The organism is Streptomyces sp. ISL-66, assembly GCF_018614135.1.
Lineage (GTDB): Bacteria > Actinomycetota > Actinomycetes > Streptomycetales > Streptomycetaceae > Streptomyces.
The window spans coordinates 1-15,212 of the sequence record NZ_JAGGOW010000088.1 but is presented as its reverse complement, the minus strand read 5'-3'; the positions used below and the strand labels follow the sequence as shown (position 1 = coordinate 15,212).

The following is a 15,212-nucleotide window of genomic DNA, read 5'->3' as shown; positions in this document are numbered from 1 at the left end:
GCCGGTCCTGTTCGTGCTGGGCATGCTGCACGCCGGGCTCTTCACCGTCCCGGTGATCGCGCTGTCCAACGCCGCCGGCGTGCGCAGCCGGATCCCGGCACCCCGGTGGGCCCTGCCGGCCCTGGTCCTGCTCTGCGCCGTGTACGCCGGGCCGGTGGCCCTGATGTCCGGCACCTCGTACGCCGCCGCGTACGCCTGGACGGCGGCCGCCGGGGCGGTCCCCGTCGCCGTGGCGGTGGCCGCGCGCACGCGCCAGTGGCCGAAGGCCAGGGTGCGGCGGCGGACGTTCGCGATGAGCGGGGTCGCGGTGCTGCTCACCGTCCTCGCCGGGATCGAGGCGCAGGTGACGGACGTGCTGCCGCCCTACCGGCCGCCGGTCCTGGCGCACGCCGACTACGTGGGCCAGTGGGCCGGTGACGGCACCTGGCTGGTGCTCGGCGAGGACGGCGCGGCGCAGGTGCTCGGCCTCCCGGTGGAGGACCCGGCGCACGCGGACGTGGAGCGCTGCACGGGCAGCGGCACGTGGCGCGCCCAGGACGCGCACGGCGGTCACCGGGCGGGCATCGCCCTCTCCGTACCGGACTGCGAGAAGGCCGAACTGAGCTGGGGGGCGGGGGGAACGGCAGAGGAGCCCGAGCTGTTCGTCCTGATCGGGGACCCGGACGGCGGGGAACTGCGCGTGCTGCGGAAGCGGGCGCGGTAGGCGGTCGGGGCGACGCCCAGGGCCTGCTGGAAGACCCGGCGCATGGTCTCGGCCGAGCCGAACCCGGACGCCTCGGCCACCGTGTCCACCGGATCCTCGCCCGCTTCGAGCAGCGCCCGGGCCGCCTCGAGCCGGACGGACTCCAGGTACTGCCCCGGGGTCATCCCCGTCTCGGAGCGGAAGAGCCGGGCGAGGTGACGGGCGCTGAGGCCGGCCTCGCGGGTGAGCTCGGCCAGGGTCCGCCGGGGGTCGGCGCCGACCGCGTCCATGACCGTGCGCAGCACCGGATGCCGGGCCTCGCGCGGGGTGAGGCGGGCGCTGTACTGGGACTGCCCGCCGGGCCGGGCCATGAAGACCACCAGCTCGCGCGCGACCTCCCGGGCGGTGGCGGGACCGAGGTCCGCCTCCACCAGCGACAGGGCGAGGTCGATGCCGGCGGTGACACCGGCGGAGGTGTGGACGTGCCCGTCCTGCACGAACACCGGATCCGCCTCGACCAGTACCCGGGGGTACGCCGCCGCGAGCTGCGCGGCGAGCCGCCAGTGCGTGGCCGCGCGGCGCCCGTCGAGCACGCCCGTCTCGGCCAGTACGAACGCTCCCGCGCACACCGAGGTGACGCGGCGCGAGCGGCGCACCAGATCGGCCACCAGGCCCGTCAGTGCCTGGTCGGCGACGGCCCGGCGCCAATCGCTGCGGCCGGGGACGAGGACCGTGCCGGGATGCCGGGGCACGCTGTCGGGGCCGCCGTCCACACCGATGCGCACGCCGGAGGAGGTGCGGACCTCGGCGCCGGTCGGGGAGACCACGCGGACCTCGTAACGGGCGCCATGGGCGTTGGCGGTGCTGAACACCTCGGCGGGGCCCGTGACATCGAGCAGCTGGACGCCGTCGAAGGCGACGATCACGACGGAGTGCGGGGCTGCTCGTGACATGAGGCGTCCAGGGTAGGCCAGGGCCTGCCCGCCCGGTGCACCGACCCGCACCGCGCGGAGTTCGCGCTGCTGACGGCGGACGCGCGGAGGTGAAGCCCCCTACCGCCCCAGGTACTTGGGCGTGCGCCGCTCCACGAAACTGGCCACCCCCTCGTTCGCGTCGGCCGTCGTCATGTTGAGTTCCTGGGCGGTCGCTTCGGCGGCGAGGGCCGTCGCGCGGTCGCCCTCTAGGGAGGCGTTGACCAGCTGCTTGGTCAGGGCCAGGGCCCGGGTGGGGCCCTGCGCGAGGCGCTCGGCCCACTCCCGGGCGGTGTCCTCCAGCGCCTCGGCCGGAACCACCTTGTTGACCAGGCCGAGGCGTTCGGCCTCGGCCGCCGGGACGGCGTCACCGAAGAACATCAACTCCTTCGCCTTCTGCGGCCCGACGAGGCGGGGAAGCAGGTACGCGCCCGCGCCGTCCGGAACCAGACCACGGCGGACGAACACCTCGATGAAACGGGCCGGTTCGGCGGCGATCACCAGATCGCAGGCCAGCGCGAGGTGCGCGCCGATGCCGGCCGCCGTGCCGTTCACGGCGGCGATGACCGGCTTCTCGCAGTCGAGCACGGCCGTGATCAGGCGCTGGGCGCCGAGCCTGATCATGCGGGCCACGTCGCCCGCGATCCGCTCCCCGGTGGCGGGCGCCCCGCGCAGGTCGGCGCCCGCGCAGAATCCCTTGCCGGTGGCCGTGATGACGACGGCCCGCACGCCGGGATCGGCGGAGGCCTCGGCGAGCAGCGCGATGACCCGCTCGCGCTGGTCCGGGGTGACGGCGTTCATGGCCCCGGGCCGGTTGAGCGTGATCCACGAAACGCCGTTGCCGATCCGGTGGAGGACCTCGTCCTCGGGGGTGGATGCCATGCTGAACTCCCGTTCGGGGATGGTGTGGCGTCGGGCAGGGTCAGCGGCAGATGGCCAGCGCGTCCAACGCCACGGCCCCCTGCCCGCGCGGCAGCACCATCAACGGGTTGATGTCCAGCTCGGAGAGCTCGCCCCCCAGCTCCATCGCCATCCGCTGCACCCGCAGGATGACCTCCACCAGCGCGTCGACATCCGCCGGCGGCGCCCCCCGCACGCCCTCCAGCAGCGCGTGCCCGCGCAGCTCGGTCAGCATCGCCCGCGCCTGGTCCTCCCCGAACGGAGGCACCCGCACCGCAGCGTCGTGCAGCACCTCCACGAGTACGCCGCCCAGGCCCACCGTCACCGTCGGGCCGAAGAGGTCGTCCTGCGTGACCCCGACGACCATCTCGACGCCGCGCTCCACCATCTGGCAGACGAGGATCCCGTCCAGCGGGACGTCCTCGTAGCGCGCTATGTCCGTCAGCTCCCGGTAGGCGTCGCGGATCTGGCTCGCCGACGTCAGGCCGATCTTCACCAACCCCAGCTCCGTCTTGTGCGCGAGCTGCGGCCCCGAAGCCTTCATGACCACCGGGTAGCCCACCAGTCCGGCCGCCCGTACGGCGGCGGCCGCGCTGGTCACCAGCTGCTCCCGGGGCACCCGTATACCGTAGGCGCGCAGGAGCTGCTTCGCGGAGTGCTCGCTGAGCTGCTGCCCCGGACGCATGAGCGCCTGCGCCTTGCGGAAGGAGGGCGACAGGGTGCGCGGGGCGTCCTCGAAGGGGGAGCGGTAGGCGGCGGTGAAGCGGTGGTGGCCGAGGTAGGCGCGGACGGCGGTGATGCAGTTGCCGAAGGTGCGGAAGGTCGCCACGCGGGAGGACCCGAGGAGCGTGGTGCGATAGGCCTCCTCGGTGCCGACGGGGGAGCCCCAGATCACGCAGATCAGCTTGTCGGTCTGCTCGGCCGCGTCCACCAGGTCCTGCGCGAGCTTGTCGCTCATGGGCGGGAAGGGCCCGGTGATCGGGCAGATCAGGACGCCTACGGAGGGATCCGCGAGGATCGCGTCGATGATCTTGCGGCCGCGCCAGTCGCCCACGGGGTGACCGCCGTTGTCCACGGGGTTGGAGACCCCCAGGTACTCCGGGATCCACTGGTGGAGCTCGTCCTGCTTGGCCCGGGAGAGGGCGGGGATGCTGAGCCCGGCCTCGGTCGCCAGGTCGGAGAAGTGGGCGCCGGTGCCGCCGGAGATGGAGTACACGACGACCCCGTCGGCGAGCGGCTTGCGCGCCCGGGCGAGCAGCGCGGCGGTGTCCTGGAGCTCGTCGAGGCCGTCGACGCGGATGACTCCGAACTGCCGCATGGCGGCGTCCACGACGGTGTCGGCGCCGGTCAGCTTCCCGGTGTGGGAGGCGGCCATCCGGGCGCCGGTCTCGGTGCGGCCGACCTTGACGGCGACGACGGGTACGCCGTTGCGCGCCGCGCGGTCGGCGGCGAGGAGGAACTGGCGCCCGTCCTTGAGCCCTTCGACGTAGCAGGCGATCGCCCCGACCTCGGGCTGCTCGGCGAAGTAGGAGATGAAGTCGGAGGTCTCCAGATCCGCCTCGTTGCCCGTGGGGGCCCAGTGGGAGAGCCGGATGCCCAGCTCCTGGAGGGTGTAGACGGGCCGGCCCTGGTGGCCGGACTGGGTGATGAGCGCGATGGCCGGGCCGTCGAGGTCCTCGCGGAACGCCTCGAAGGCGTTGAGGTTCGTGTTGGGACCGAGCAGCCGCAGGCCCGAGCGCCGGACGGCGGCGCCGAGACGGGCCTGCGCGGCGGCGCCCTCGTTGCCGGTCTCGGCGAAGCCCGAGGCGAAGGCGACGGCGAACTTCACCTTGGCCTCCGCCAGTTGCTCGACGACCGGGAGCGGGTCGGCGACGAGGAGGACGGCGAGGTCCACCTGTTCGGGGAGGTCGGCCACAGAGGCGTGGCAGGGCAGCCCGAAGACGCTGGTGCGGGTCGGGTGGACGGGGTGGATCCGGGCTCCGACGCGCTCGGCCCAGGCGATGAGCTGCCGCGTGATGCCGGTGTTCGGTCTGCCGTCGGCGTCCGAGGCGCCGATGACCGCCACGGACTCGGGCCGGAAGAACCGGTCCAGGTCGGGAGCGTCGGCGTGCAGGGGCCGACCGCTGACGTCCAGTGCGACCGTGTCCTCGGCGGACGCGGCCGCCGTGGAGTGGACGGCCGTCCTGGGGCTCTCCCCGCAGGCCTCGACACGTGCGCGGAAGTCGGTGGTGAGGGTGCCGTGAGTAGATCCAAGCATCGTTCCGCCCGCTCCTGCTCGATGAACCTCGACGAATCTCGATAACTGACGTGCAGTCAGATTACTTAACTGACACGCCGTCAGGAACAGGGCTGCACGGGAAAGCTCGTGGAGGTGGTGTGTGGAACGGCCCGTGACCGGTCCGCCGGCGGTCCGGGAACGGTCTCAGATCACCCCGGGAGCGGTCCAGACCTGTATTCGGCCGAGGTCGGACGGGCGTGTGGGGTGCGGCGGGCGGAGCCGGCGGGGCGGTACGGGATCCACACCCCGGCGGCGGGCGATGGGGAGGCGGGCGGCGCGGGGCGCGGGCTCGACCGGCGGCTACGCGAGCTCGGCGGCTACGCGAGAGACGGCCTGAGCCCGCTCGCCCTAGCGCTTCTTGCTCTTGTCCTTGGACTTGTCCTTGCTGTCCTTGCCCTTGGGCTTGTCCGTGCCGGTCGGGGTGGTGTCGGCGGCGATGGCCTTGGCGATCTTCTCGGCGTCCCGGGCCAGCTCGCGGAGGTTGCCGCTGATGGGGTTGGTGAACCCGGTGAAGTAGAGGCCGGGGGCCTCGGCCGGGGTCCGGGCGCCGTGGACGCGGGGGCGGCCGCGCTCGTCCAGTACGCCGAGGTCGCCGAGCAGGCCTTCCAGTGCGCGGCGGTAGCCGGTGGCCGCGATCACCGCGTCCGGGGTGATGCGGGAGCCGTCCGCGAGGACCACCTCGGCGCCGTCGAAGGAGGCGACCGCGGCGACCGGCTCCACGCGCCCGGCGCGGACCGCGTCGATCAGGCCGACGTCCTGGACCGGGATCGCACCCTGCTTCACCCTGCTGTACAGGCCGGTGGTGGGGCGCGGGAGCCCGTACGCCGACAGGTCCGGGACGGAGATCCTGCCGACGACGGCGCCGAGCCGGTCGACGAGCCCGACCGGGAGTCTTCGCACCAGGATCCCGGTGCGCTGGGACGGCCACCCGGCGGTGGAGCGGCGCAGGATGTGCGGAGCCGTGCGCACGGCGAGCCGGACCCGGGCGGCGCCGCCGTCGGCGAGGTCGACGGCTATCTCCGCGCCGGTGTTGCCTACGCCGACGACGAGGACGTCGCGGCCGGCGTAGGGGGCGGGGTCGCGGTAGTCGGCGGCATGCGCGAGCTCCCCCTCGTACTCCTCCCGGCCGGGCCAGTCGGGGACGACGGGGGTGTGGTTGAACCCGGTGGCGACAACGACCGCCCCGGCGGCCATGACGCGGCCGCCGGTGGCGTGCAGGTTCCAACCGGGGCCGTCGGCGGTGGATCCGTCGGAGGCGTCGGCCCGCGCGGGGACGTGCTCGATGCGGGTCACCTCCACACCCGTGACGAGCTCCAGCTCGTGGAACTCGGCGTACTTCTCCAGGTACCGCACGACGTCGTCGCGCGCGACCCAGCGTCCGAAGCGCCTCGGGATGCCGAGACCGGGGAGCGCGGAGAGCCGGCGCGTGGTGTGCAGGTGGAGCCGGTCGTAGTGCCGCCGCCAGGAGGCGCCGACCGACTCCGACTTCTCCACGACCACCGCGCGGACCCCTCGGGCGCGCAGCGCGGCGGCGACGGCGAGGCCGCCGGGGCCGGCGCCGATCACGTAGACCGGGCGGGGCTGGGTGGACATGTCGGGTGCTGCGGGGACTCCGGGCATGAAGTGTGAGCGTATCGACGTGCGGGGCCGGTGGGTCTCGGACGAGGAGGGAATCGATTGCGGATCGATCACGGGGGCCTTGTGGGACGGGCCGGTATCCGCTGAACTGACGGTCCGTCAGTCAAGGCGGCGCGGTAGAAGGCGAAGGACCGGACGGGACTGGAGTGGAGTGACGTGGTGAGCGACACGAGTACGGGGACGGGCAGCGGTGGGACGAGGTTCGACCTACCGGAGATCGACGACTTCACCCGCCCCTACTGGGACGCGGCGGCCCAGGGGCGGCTGTTGCTGCGGCGCTGCGGTGAGTGCGGGAAGGCGCACCACTACCCCCGCGAGTTCTGCCCGGCCTGCTGGGCCGGGGAGGACCGGGTGACGTGGGAGACCGCGAGCGGCCGTGCGGAGCTGTACACGTGGTCGGTGATCCACCGCAACGACCTGCCCCCGTTCGGCCTGCGCACGCCGTACGTGGCGGCGGTCGTGGACCTGGCCGAGGGGCCACGGATGATGACCGAGGTCGTGGACTGCGAGGAAGCGGCCCTACGCATCGGCATGCCCCTGTCGGTGACCTTCCGCGAGACGGCGAAGGGCATCTGGACGGCAGTCTTCACCCCCGCCCCCTGACAGCGGCCCGCAGGGCCCCGGCACACCCGAGGGGGCGCGAGGGCGTCCGTGGGGGGCGGGGGACGACGGGGGCGAGACGGCGTCCGTGGGGATCGGGGCACGGCGGGGCGCGACCGGGCCACCCTGGGGATCAGGGCCGCGAGGGGGACGCGAACCGCGTCCCTGGGGATCAGGGTCACGACGGGGACGCGACCCGCGTCCCCGGGGATCAGGTCACGACCGGGGCGCGACCGCGTCCCTGGGGATCAGGGCCAGAGGAGGCGGTGGGTCCAGGAGCCGGCAGGGGTGCGGGTGTACTGGAGGCGGGTGTGGCGGCGGGCGGCATCGCCCTGGAAGAACTCGACCTCGGCGGGGGAGAGCACGTACCGGGTCCAGGTCGGTGCCGGGGCGTCCGGCTCCGCGCCCGCACGGTCCCACGCGGCCGCCGATACGCGGGCCAGTTCCTCCGGAGACGACAGCACCTCGCTCTGCCGGCCCGTCAGCGCCGCCGCGAGCGCACCGCGCGAGCGGACCGCCAGGTCGGCGCGGCTCTCCACCGCGTCGCACGCCGTGACCCGCCCCCGGATCCGGACCTGGCGTCCCACGGACGGCCAGTAGAACCCCAGCGCGGCCTCCGGCCGCGCTGCCAACTGCCGCCCCTTCGCGCTGGTGGAGTGCGAGGCGAAGTGCCAGCCGCGCTCGTCGGCCTCGTGCAGCATCAACGTCCGCACGTCGGGCCGCCCGTCCGCGTCCACCGTCGCCAGACTCATCGTGTGCGGCTCGGGCTGCCCCGCCCCCGCGGCGTGCACGAACCACTCCCGGAACAGCGCCAACGGCGCGTCCGGCACGGCGCCCACGTCGAACCCGGGCAACGGGCCGTCCCAGACGCGCAGGGAGTGCAGCGTGGCGTGAAACGAGTCCGAGGCGGCGGCGCCGTCGGAACGACCGCGATCACTGGTCATAGACATGACCCCAGGTTAGGCGTCCGGGGCGGGCTGCGGGGGTGGTGGGGGCGTGGTGGGGGCGTTGATGGTGACGGGGCGGGTGGGGTGAGGGGCTTGGGCTGCGGCCTGGCGGGGGCGTTGATGGTGGGGCGGGGGCGGGGTGGGCTTCGCTGCGGTCTATCGGGTGCGTTGATGGTCCCTGGGGGCGTCCCGGAAGTCCAGCGTCCTTCCGGGGTGGGCCGGTCCGTCAAGAGCGCTCCTCCTTCGTCGTCGCGTCGCTGCGTGATGGCCTTCGGCCACTCTTGACTGACCGGCCCACCCCGGAACGCCACAAGACTTCCGGGATCCCCCCGGGGGATGGCCTGGGGGTGACAGACGGAGGGACGGCCGTGGCCAGGGATGTGCGGGCCTGGTCCCGCCGGTCAGCCGAAGGTTTCTCCGGTCGGGACCGGCCCGCCTGCCCGGGGCCGGGGGCGCGGGACCCCCGGGACACCCACACGGGGCCCATCGAGGCCCCTTCCCGGTGCTCCGCCCGCCAACCCGCACAAGAGGACGACGAGACCGCCCTCCAATGCCTTGAGGCGCGTCAGATCGCTACACGGTCACTCTCGGCATAGCGACTGACCACCGTCTGGGGCTCGGCTGGTGAACGGCCGCACACACGGCAGGCGGCAGGCGGCAGGGTGGGCGGTTGCGGTAGTCAGGTGATGAGGAGACCGGCCGCAGGCGCGCCCCCTCACCCCACCCGCCCCGTCACCGTCAACGCCCCCACCACGCCCGCAGCCCGCCCCCCTCACCCCCGACCCAAGATGACCGTCCCCGACGAGCAGAACCAGCCGCCCGTGCCCGAGACCAGTGCTACGCGGGGGAGGGTGCCGTCGCGTTTGTGGACCTGGCCTTCGCCCGCCTCGCCGCGCAGCTGGCGTACCGCCTCGACCAGGAGGAACAGTCCGCGCATGCCCGGGTGGCAGGCGGACAGGCCGCCGCCGTCCGTGTTGACGGGGAGCTCGCCGTCCCGGAGGAGGCGGCCCTTCTCCACGAAGGCGCCGCCCTCGCCCTTGGCGCAGAAGCCGAGGTCCTCCAGGGTCACCAGGGTCATGTAGGTGAAGGCGTCGTAGATCTCGGCCAGGTCCACGTCCGCCGGGGTGAGGCCGGCGCGGGTGAAGGCCTGGCGGCCGGACACCGCTGCGGGGGAGACCGTGAAGTCCTCCCACTCCGACATCGTGGTGTGCGACACCGAGGTGCCCGAGCCCAGGATCCAGACCGGCTCCTTCGCGGTGTCCGGCACGTAGTCCTCCGCGGCCAGCAGCACCGCGCAGCCGCCGTCCGAGCGGATGCAGCAGTTCAGCTTCGTGAAGGGGTCCGCGATCATGCCGGAGGACAGGACGTCGTCGACCGTGATGGGGTCGCGGAACATGGCGTCCGGGTTGGTGGCGGCGTTCGCCCGCGCCTGGACGGCGACCTCGGCGAGTTGCTCCAGCGTGGTGCCGTACTCGTGCATGTGGCGGCGTGCGGCCATCGCGTACTTGGAGACCAGCGTGTGTCCGTACGGGACCTCGAACTGCAGCGGTCCCCGGGCGCCGAAGGAGAGGTTCGAGGTCCGGCGGCGGGCCTTGATGTCGGCGCGCGCGGTGGATCCGTAGACGAGGAGGACCGCGTTGGCGTGGCCGGCCGCGATGGCGTCGGCGGCGTGGGCGGCCATGACCTCCCAGGTGGAGCCGCCGACCGAGGTGGAGTCGACCCAGGTGGGGCGCAGGCCGAGGTACTCGGCGACCTCGACCGGGGCGAGGATCCCGAGGCCGGCCGAGGCGAAGCCGTCGATCATCGAACGGTCGAGGCCGGAGTCGGCCAGGGCCCGCCGGGCGGCCTGCGCGTGCAGGGCGTACGGGGTGGGTCCGTCGACCCGGCCGCAGTCCGAGAGCGCGACGCCGACGACGGCGACGCGCCGCCCCGCCGCGGAAGCGCGGTGCGCGGACGATGACGGCACGGACGACGAAGGGGGCTGAGTCGCGGGCCCGCCGCTCAGGGGGCCGGGCACGGGGCCGGTCGTGGGACCGGGCGTGGGACCGGTCGTGGGACCAGGTATGGGGCCGGGCGCGGGTCCGGGCATGGGTCCAGGCATGGACCGACGGTACAACTGACTGCCCGTCAGTTCCAGTCCGCGCAGCGGTGTCCGCCGGCTCGCGCCGTACTGGGGCGGACCGCCCCCTGTGCATCTGGTGCCACCCGCTCTAACATGACGGCCCGTCAGATACGGGGAGGAGCCCGACGATGGATGCCGCCTTCACCGCGGAGCAGGACGAGATGCGCCGCACCCTGCGCGAGATCCTGGGCAAACGCTGCGGCCCGGACGAGGTCAAGGCCGCCGCCCGCACCGCCGCCGGACACGACCGCGCGCTGTGGCAGCAGCTCGCCCAGCAGCTCGGGCTGCCGGGCATCGCCGTAGCCGAGGAGTACGGAGGCGTCGGCTGCACCCCCGCAGACCTGGCCCTGGCCTGCGAGGAGACCGGGCGGGTGCTGCTGCCCTCGCCCCTGCTGGCCACCGCCGTGCTCGCCGCGCCGCTGGTCAACGCCCTGGGCACCGGCGCCCAGCGCTCCGCCCTGCTGCCGCCGCTCGCGGCCGGCGGGCTCACCGCCGCCCTCGCCGTACCCGGCCCGGCCCTGGCTACCGCCCTCGCGCTGACCGGGGACAACTCCGGAGGCGACTGGGCGGGCGGCGGGCGCGCCGGCGGGGTCCAGGCCCGCGCCGTGGACGGCGGCTGGCGGCTGTACGGCGAGGTCGCCCAGGTGCTCGACGGGCACAGCGCCTCACTGCTGCTGGTCGCCGCGCACGCCGGAGGCTTCGCCCGCAGTCGCACCCTGCTGTTCCTGGTGAGGGAGGGAGCGCCCGGCCTCGTACGGTCGCGGCAGGCGACCCTCGACGAGACCCGCCCGCAGGGCCGCATTCAACTCAGGGACGTCGAAGCCGAATTGCTGGGCGGCGAAACCGGAGGCGTCGGAGTCGGCGACGGTGTCGGTGACGGAGCCGGCGTCGGCGAGGGCGGCGGCAACGGCGGCGGCAATGGCGGTGACGTACTGGCCGCGCTGGCCGCCGCCGGACGCGGCGTCGCCGCCGTCCTGGCCGCCGAGGCGGTCGGAGCGGCCGGGCAGGCGCTCGCCCGCACCGTGGAGTACGTACAGCAGCGCGAGCAGTTCGGCCGGGCCATCGGCTCGTTCCAGGCGGTCAAACACCGCCTCGCCGACCTCTACGTACAGGTCCAGGCGGCCCGCTCCGCCGCCTACTACGCCGCCTGGGACCCGGCACAGGGCGGACTCGCCCTCGCCCAGGCCCTGGAGGCCCTGCGGATGACGGCGGGCGAGGCGATCCAGTTGCACGGCGGCATCGGCTTCACCTGGGAGCACGACGCCCACCTCTACTTCAAGCGGGCGGCCGCCGACGAACTGCTCTTCGGCCCCGTCCACCGTCTGCGCGCCCATGCCGCGGACGAGGCCGGCCTGTTCGCTCCCACCGCTCCCACCGCTCCCACCGCTCCCACCGCTCCCGCCCCCCGCAACGAGAAGAGAGAGGTGGCCGCCTGATGGCTGCGGCTCCCGGCGCCGGTGTCGGTGTCAAGCTCATGCAGAAGGTCTCCTCGACCATGCTGTTCGCCAAGATCGCACCGCACTTCATCCCCGCGATGGACAAGGCAGTGCACAAACTGACCCGCGGCAAGGTCATCCTCAGCGCCCAGATGCTCCCCGGCGTGATCCTGACCGCCAAGGGAGCCAAGACGGGCGAGCCGCGCGTCACGCCGCTCGCCTGCATGCCCGAACAGGACGGCGTGACCTGGCTGCTGATCGGCTCGAACTTCGGCCGCCCCGGACACCCGGCATGGACCGCGAACCTGCTGAAGAACCCGGACGCGGACGTGAGTTGGAAGGGCGAGGACATCCCCGTGCGCGCCCGCCTGCTGGCGGGTGAGGAGCGCGCGCAGGCGTGGCGAGCGGCGTTGAAGTTCTGGCCCCCGTACGCGACGTACCAGGCGCGCATCGAGCGCGAGATCAGGTTGTTCCGCCTGGAGCGTCGCTGATCGCGGCGGAATCCCGGCAGGAGCCCGGCAGGAGCCGGTAGGAGTCCGGCGGGAAGTGTGCTGGGCCAAGGCCCAGTCACCAGTTACCCGTACGAGCGGTAAGTGCCCGGACGCGAGTTGAAGACGGCGGGCCCTGTGGTCAGGGTCCGCCGCTACTTCGTCGGCTTCTTGCCCGTGATGCCCAGGTGGACGAGCAGCGCCAGGTTCGGCTTGAGCTCGGCCTGCTTGACGCCCCAGGTCTGGAAGCCCTTCTGGTGCGAGGCCACCGCGGCCAGCATGGCGACCAGTGAACCGGCCATGGCCGCCGGGCTGAGGTCCTTGTCGACCTTGCCCTTGGCCTGGAGGTCCTTCATCGATTCCGTCAGGGAGTTGGTGACGGAGTTGAGGATCTTCATGCGGATCTTGTAGAACCGCTTGTCGCCCTCGGCCGCGCCCAGGTCGACGACCCGCAGGATCGCGTCATTGCGCCGCCAGAAGTCCAGGAACCCTTCGACGAGTTCCTCGGCGGCCGCCCAGCCGGCCTTGCCGACCCAGGCCCGTCCCTCGACCAACGAGGTCAGCTGCGCACCCTCGTTGGCCATGTGCTCCGCGATCTCCAGGACGGCGCCTTCGACGTCCGGGAAGTACTGGTAGAAGGTCGCGGGGGAGGTACCGGCCTTGCGGGCGACGTCGATCACTTTGACGTCGCGGTACGGCGAGGAGCTGAGCATCTCGCTGAGGCAGTCGAGCAGCTTCTGCCTCGTCGCCTGACCGCGCCGGCCGGCAACGCGGCCGTCGACGGTACGTACTTGTCCTGTCATGCCGTCAGCTTACCGAGGGGTGATCGGCGCGCGATTCGGCCGCCTGCAAATGGGGTCATGAGGTGCCTGGCCTGGGCGTACACCGGTCCCACCCCGCCCCGGGGGCGGATTCCGGCCGCGCGGGCGCCCCGGGCGCGCCGTCCGGGTTCAGGGCGTATCCCCCGAATAGTCTTATCAACAGGCTGTGGACAAGTTTTCGGGCACATCATGATCCGGAGGTGCATGGCTGGGCGAGTACGGCGGGATGGTACACACCACCGCATAACGGAAGGAACCGGGCTCATGGCCGCATTCGCGGAAGGCTCCCCCTGCTGGGTCGACGCCTCGCTGCCGGACGTGGAAGCGGGCAAGCGCTTCTACGGTGAGCTCTTCGGGTGGACCTTCGCCGACAGCGCGGGAGCGGAGTACGGCCACTACACCCAGGCCTACAGCCGCGGCCGCAACGTCGCCGCCCTCGCCCCCAAGCCCGACGGCCGGATGCCCACCGTCTGGGGCGTCTACCTCTACACGACCGACGCGTACGCCTGCGCCCAGCGCATCCGCGCCGCCGGCGGCCAGCTGGTGATGGACCCGATGCCGGTCGGCCCGTACGGGACCGCCGCGATGGCCGCCGACCCCGGCGGGGCCGTCTTCGGGCTGTGGCAGCCGGGCACCCACCACGGCTTCGACGCCCAGCAGGAGCCTTACACGTACTGCTGGACCGAGGTCTACACCCGGGCCCGCGACGCCGTGGACGTCTTCTACGCCAAGGTCTTCGGCTACGTCCCGCAGGACCAGGACGACTCCGGCGGCTCCGAATACCGCGTCTGGTCCCCGCCCGGCAGCGCGCCCGGACCGGACAGCGCCGTCATGGGCCGCAGCCTCATCACCGACGCCTTCCCCGCGATCATGCCCGCGCACTTCCTCGTCTACTTCGCCGTCCCGGACTGCGACCAGTCCGTCGCCATGGTCCAGCGCCTCGGCGGACGGGTCACCGCCGATCCCTTCGACACCCCGTACGGGCGGATCGCGGTCGTGGCCGACAACCAGGGCGCGGTCTTCGGGCTGCTGTCGGAGCCGCGCACGAAGCAGGGCGCGTAGCGGCCGCACAGCCCCGTCCGACTCCCGTCCGACCCCCGTTCGGACGTCCGCCCGGACCCCCGCCCGAACCCCCGTCCCCACCCCCGTCCGACCCCCGACGCGTGCAGCCTCACACGAACCCGCCCGTGTACTCGGGGCCGGACCGAGCGCGGGCCTGACAGAATCGGGGTGCGCGACTGCGGGCTGCGCCCGCGGTGGACGCCGCACCGGCCGACCGCCGGGTACGGGGCGCTCGCCGGTGGCGTGCTTGGCGAAGGAGCGGGCTCGCGCAAGGAGCCCGTACGGGGATGGGTGTGGAGGCGAGTGGTGGAGCAGCTGACGCAGCACGACCCGAGACGGATCGGCCCCTTCGAGGTGCTGGGACGGCTCGGCGCCGGCGGCATGGGGCTGGTCTATCTCGCGCGGTCGGCGTCCGGGCGCCGGGTGGCGATCAAGACGGTCCGCACGGAGCTCGCCGAGGACCAGTTGTTCCGCGTGCGCTTCACCCGTGAGGTGGAGGCGGCCCGCGCCGTCTCCGGCTTCTACACGGCGGCCGTGGTCGACGCCGACCCGCGCGCGGCGGTGCCCTGGCTGGCCACCGCGTACGTGCCGGCGCCCTCTCTGGAGGAGATCGTCCACGAGTGCGGGCCCATGCCCGCCCAGGCCGTACGGTGGCTCGCGGCCGGCATCGCCGAGGCCCTGCAGTCCATCCACGGCGCGGGCCTGGTCCACCGCGACCTGAAGCCGTCCAACGTGCTCGTCGTCGAGGACGGGCCGCGCGTGATCGACTTCGGCATCGCCAGCGGGGTTTCCAACACCCGCCTGACGATGACCAACGTCGCCGTCGGCACCCCCGCCTACATGTCGCCCGAGCAGGCGAAGGACTCGCGCAGCGTCAAGGGGGCCAGCGACGTCTTCTCGCTCGGCTCGACGCTCGTCTTCGCCGCCACCGGGCACCCGCCGTACCACGGGGCGAACCCGGTGGAGACGGTCTTCATGCTGCTGCGCGAGGGCCCCAACCTCGACGGCCTCCCGGACGAGCTCCGCCCGCTCATCGAGTCCTGCATGCAGATGGACGCCACGCACCGGCCCAGCCCGGCCGACCTGCAGGCGCAGCTGGCCCCGCACCTCTTCGAGGGCGGCGACGAGAGCGGCACCGCCTCGGCGTGGCTGCCCACCCGGGCCGTCGCGATGATCGAGGCCAGGCGGGCGGGCCACCGCAACGCCGCCGCGGCGGCCGCAGCGGCCGCCGCAGCCGCTTCCGCCGCTTCCTCCGCCTCGGCGGCCT

Annotated in this window: 12 protein-coding genes; 5 read left to right on the top strand and 7 right to left on the bottom strand. The window is 73.4% G+C overall.

Annotated features, from left to right (window positions below; genetic code table 11):
• Positions 1-549: 549 nt before the first annotated feature.
• The 4 genes from J7E97_RS17615 to J7E97_RS17600 all read right to left on the bottom strand — a co-directional run bounded on the left by J7E97_RS17615 (position 550) and on the right by J7E97_RS17600 (position 6,451).
• Positions 550-1,635, bottom strand: a complete 1,086-nt coding sequence (locus J7E97_RS17615) for a GlxA family transcriptional regulator (protein WP_215028141.1) — start codon at positions 1,633-1,635, stop codon at positions 550-552.
• A 99-nt stretch (positions 1,636-1,734) separates the two neighbouring features.
• Positions 1,735-2,535 carry an enoyl-CoA hydratase/isomerase family protein gene (locus J7E97_RS17610; RefSeq protein WP_215028139.1) on the bottom strand — a complete coding sequence of 267 codons (801 nt, stop codon included), beginning with the start codon at positions 2,533-2,535 and terminating at the stop codon, positions 1,735-1,737.
• Between the two features lie 40 nt (positions 2,536-2,575).
• Positions 2,576-4,810: an acetate--CoA ligase family protein gene (locus J7E97_RS17605; RefSeq protein ID WP_215028137.1), complete on the bottom strand. Its 2,235-nt coding sequence runs from the start codon at positions 4,808-4,810 to the stop codon at positions 2,576-2,578.
• Between the two features lie 369 nt (positions 4,811-5,179).
• Positions 5,180-6,451: an NAD(P)/FAD-dependent oxidoreductase gene (locus tag J7E97_RS17600; RefSeq protein ID WP_215028135.1), complete on the bottom strand. Its 1,272-nt coding sequence runs from the start codon at positions 6,449-6,451 to the stop codon at positions 5,180-5,182.
• A gap of 177 nt (positions 6,452-6,628) precedes the next feature.
• Between J7E97_RS17600 and J7E97_RS17595 the strand changes: the two genes are divergently transcribed.
• Complete coding sequence (locus tag J7E97_RS17595) at positions 6,629-7,072, top strand: Zn-ribbon domain-containing OB-fold protein (protein WP_215028133.1); 444 nt, start codon at positions 6,629-6,631, stop codon at positions 7,070-7,072.
• Positions 7,073-7,317: 245 nt separating this feature from the next.
• Here the strand turns inward: J7E97_RS17595 and J7E97_RS17590 are convergent, their stop codons facing one another.
• The gene (locus J7E97_RS17590) at positions 7,318-8,013 is read right to left on the bottom strand and encodes a pyridoxal 5'-phosphate synthase (protein WP_215028166.1); all 696 of its coding nucleotides are present in this window, start codon (positions 8,011-8,013) and stop codon (positions 7,318-7,320) included.
• Between the two features lie 775 nt (positions 8,014-8,788).
• Positions 8,789-9,982, bottom strand: a complete 1,194-nt coding sequence (locus J7E97_RS17585; RefSeq protein WP_215028131.1) for an acetyl-CoA acetyltransferase — start codon at positions 9,980-9,982, stop codon at positions 8,789-8,791.
• A gap of 284 nt (positions 9,983-10,266) precedes the next feature.
• On the opposite strand from J7E97_RS17585, the gene J7E97_RS17580 reads away from it, so the two are divergent.
• Both J7E97_RS17580 and J7E97_RS17575 read left to right on the top strand, forming a co-directional pair.
• Complete coding sequence (locus J7E97_RS17580; protein ID WP_215028130.1) at positions 10,267-11,574, top strand: acyl-CoA dehydrogenase family protein; 1,308 nt, start codon at positions 10,267-10,269, stop codon at positions 11,572-11,574.
• Positions 11,574-12,065, top strand: coding sequence for a nitroreductase family deazaflavin-dependent oxidoreductase (locus J7E97_RS17575; protein WP_215028129.1), 492 nt, complete (start codon positions 11,574-11,576; stop codon positions 12,063-12,065). The genes J7E97_RS17580 and J7E97_RS17575 overlap by 1 nt, the downstream gene beginning before the upstream one ends.
• A gap of 152 nt (positions 12,066-12,217) precedes the next feature.
• Here the strand turns inward: J7E97_RS17575 and J7E97_RS17570 are convergent, their stop codons facing one another.
• Positions 12,218-12,865, bottom strand: coding sequence for a TetR family transcriptional regulator (locus J7E97_RS17570; protein WP_215028128.1), 648 nt, complete (start codon positions 12,863-12,865; stop codon positions 12,218-12,220).
• Positions 12,866-13,147: 282 nt separating this feature from the next.
• On the opposite strand from J7E97_RS17570, the gene J7E97_RS17565 reads away from it, so the two are divergent.
• Entirely contained in the window at positions 13,148-13,945 is a 798-nt protein-coding gene (locus J7E97_RS17565) for a VOC family protein (RefSeq protein ID WP_215028127.1), read from the top strand.
• Positions 13,946-14,251: 306 nt separating this feature from the next.
• On the top strand, positions 14,252-15,212 hold a 961-nt coding region (locus tag J7E97_RS17560), incomplete at its 3' end, for a serine/threonine-protein kinase (RefSeq protein ID WP_374224172.1).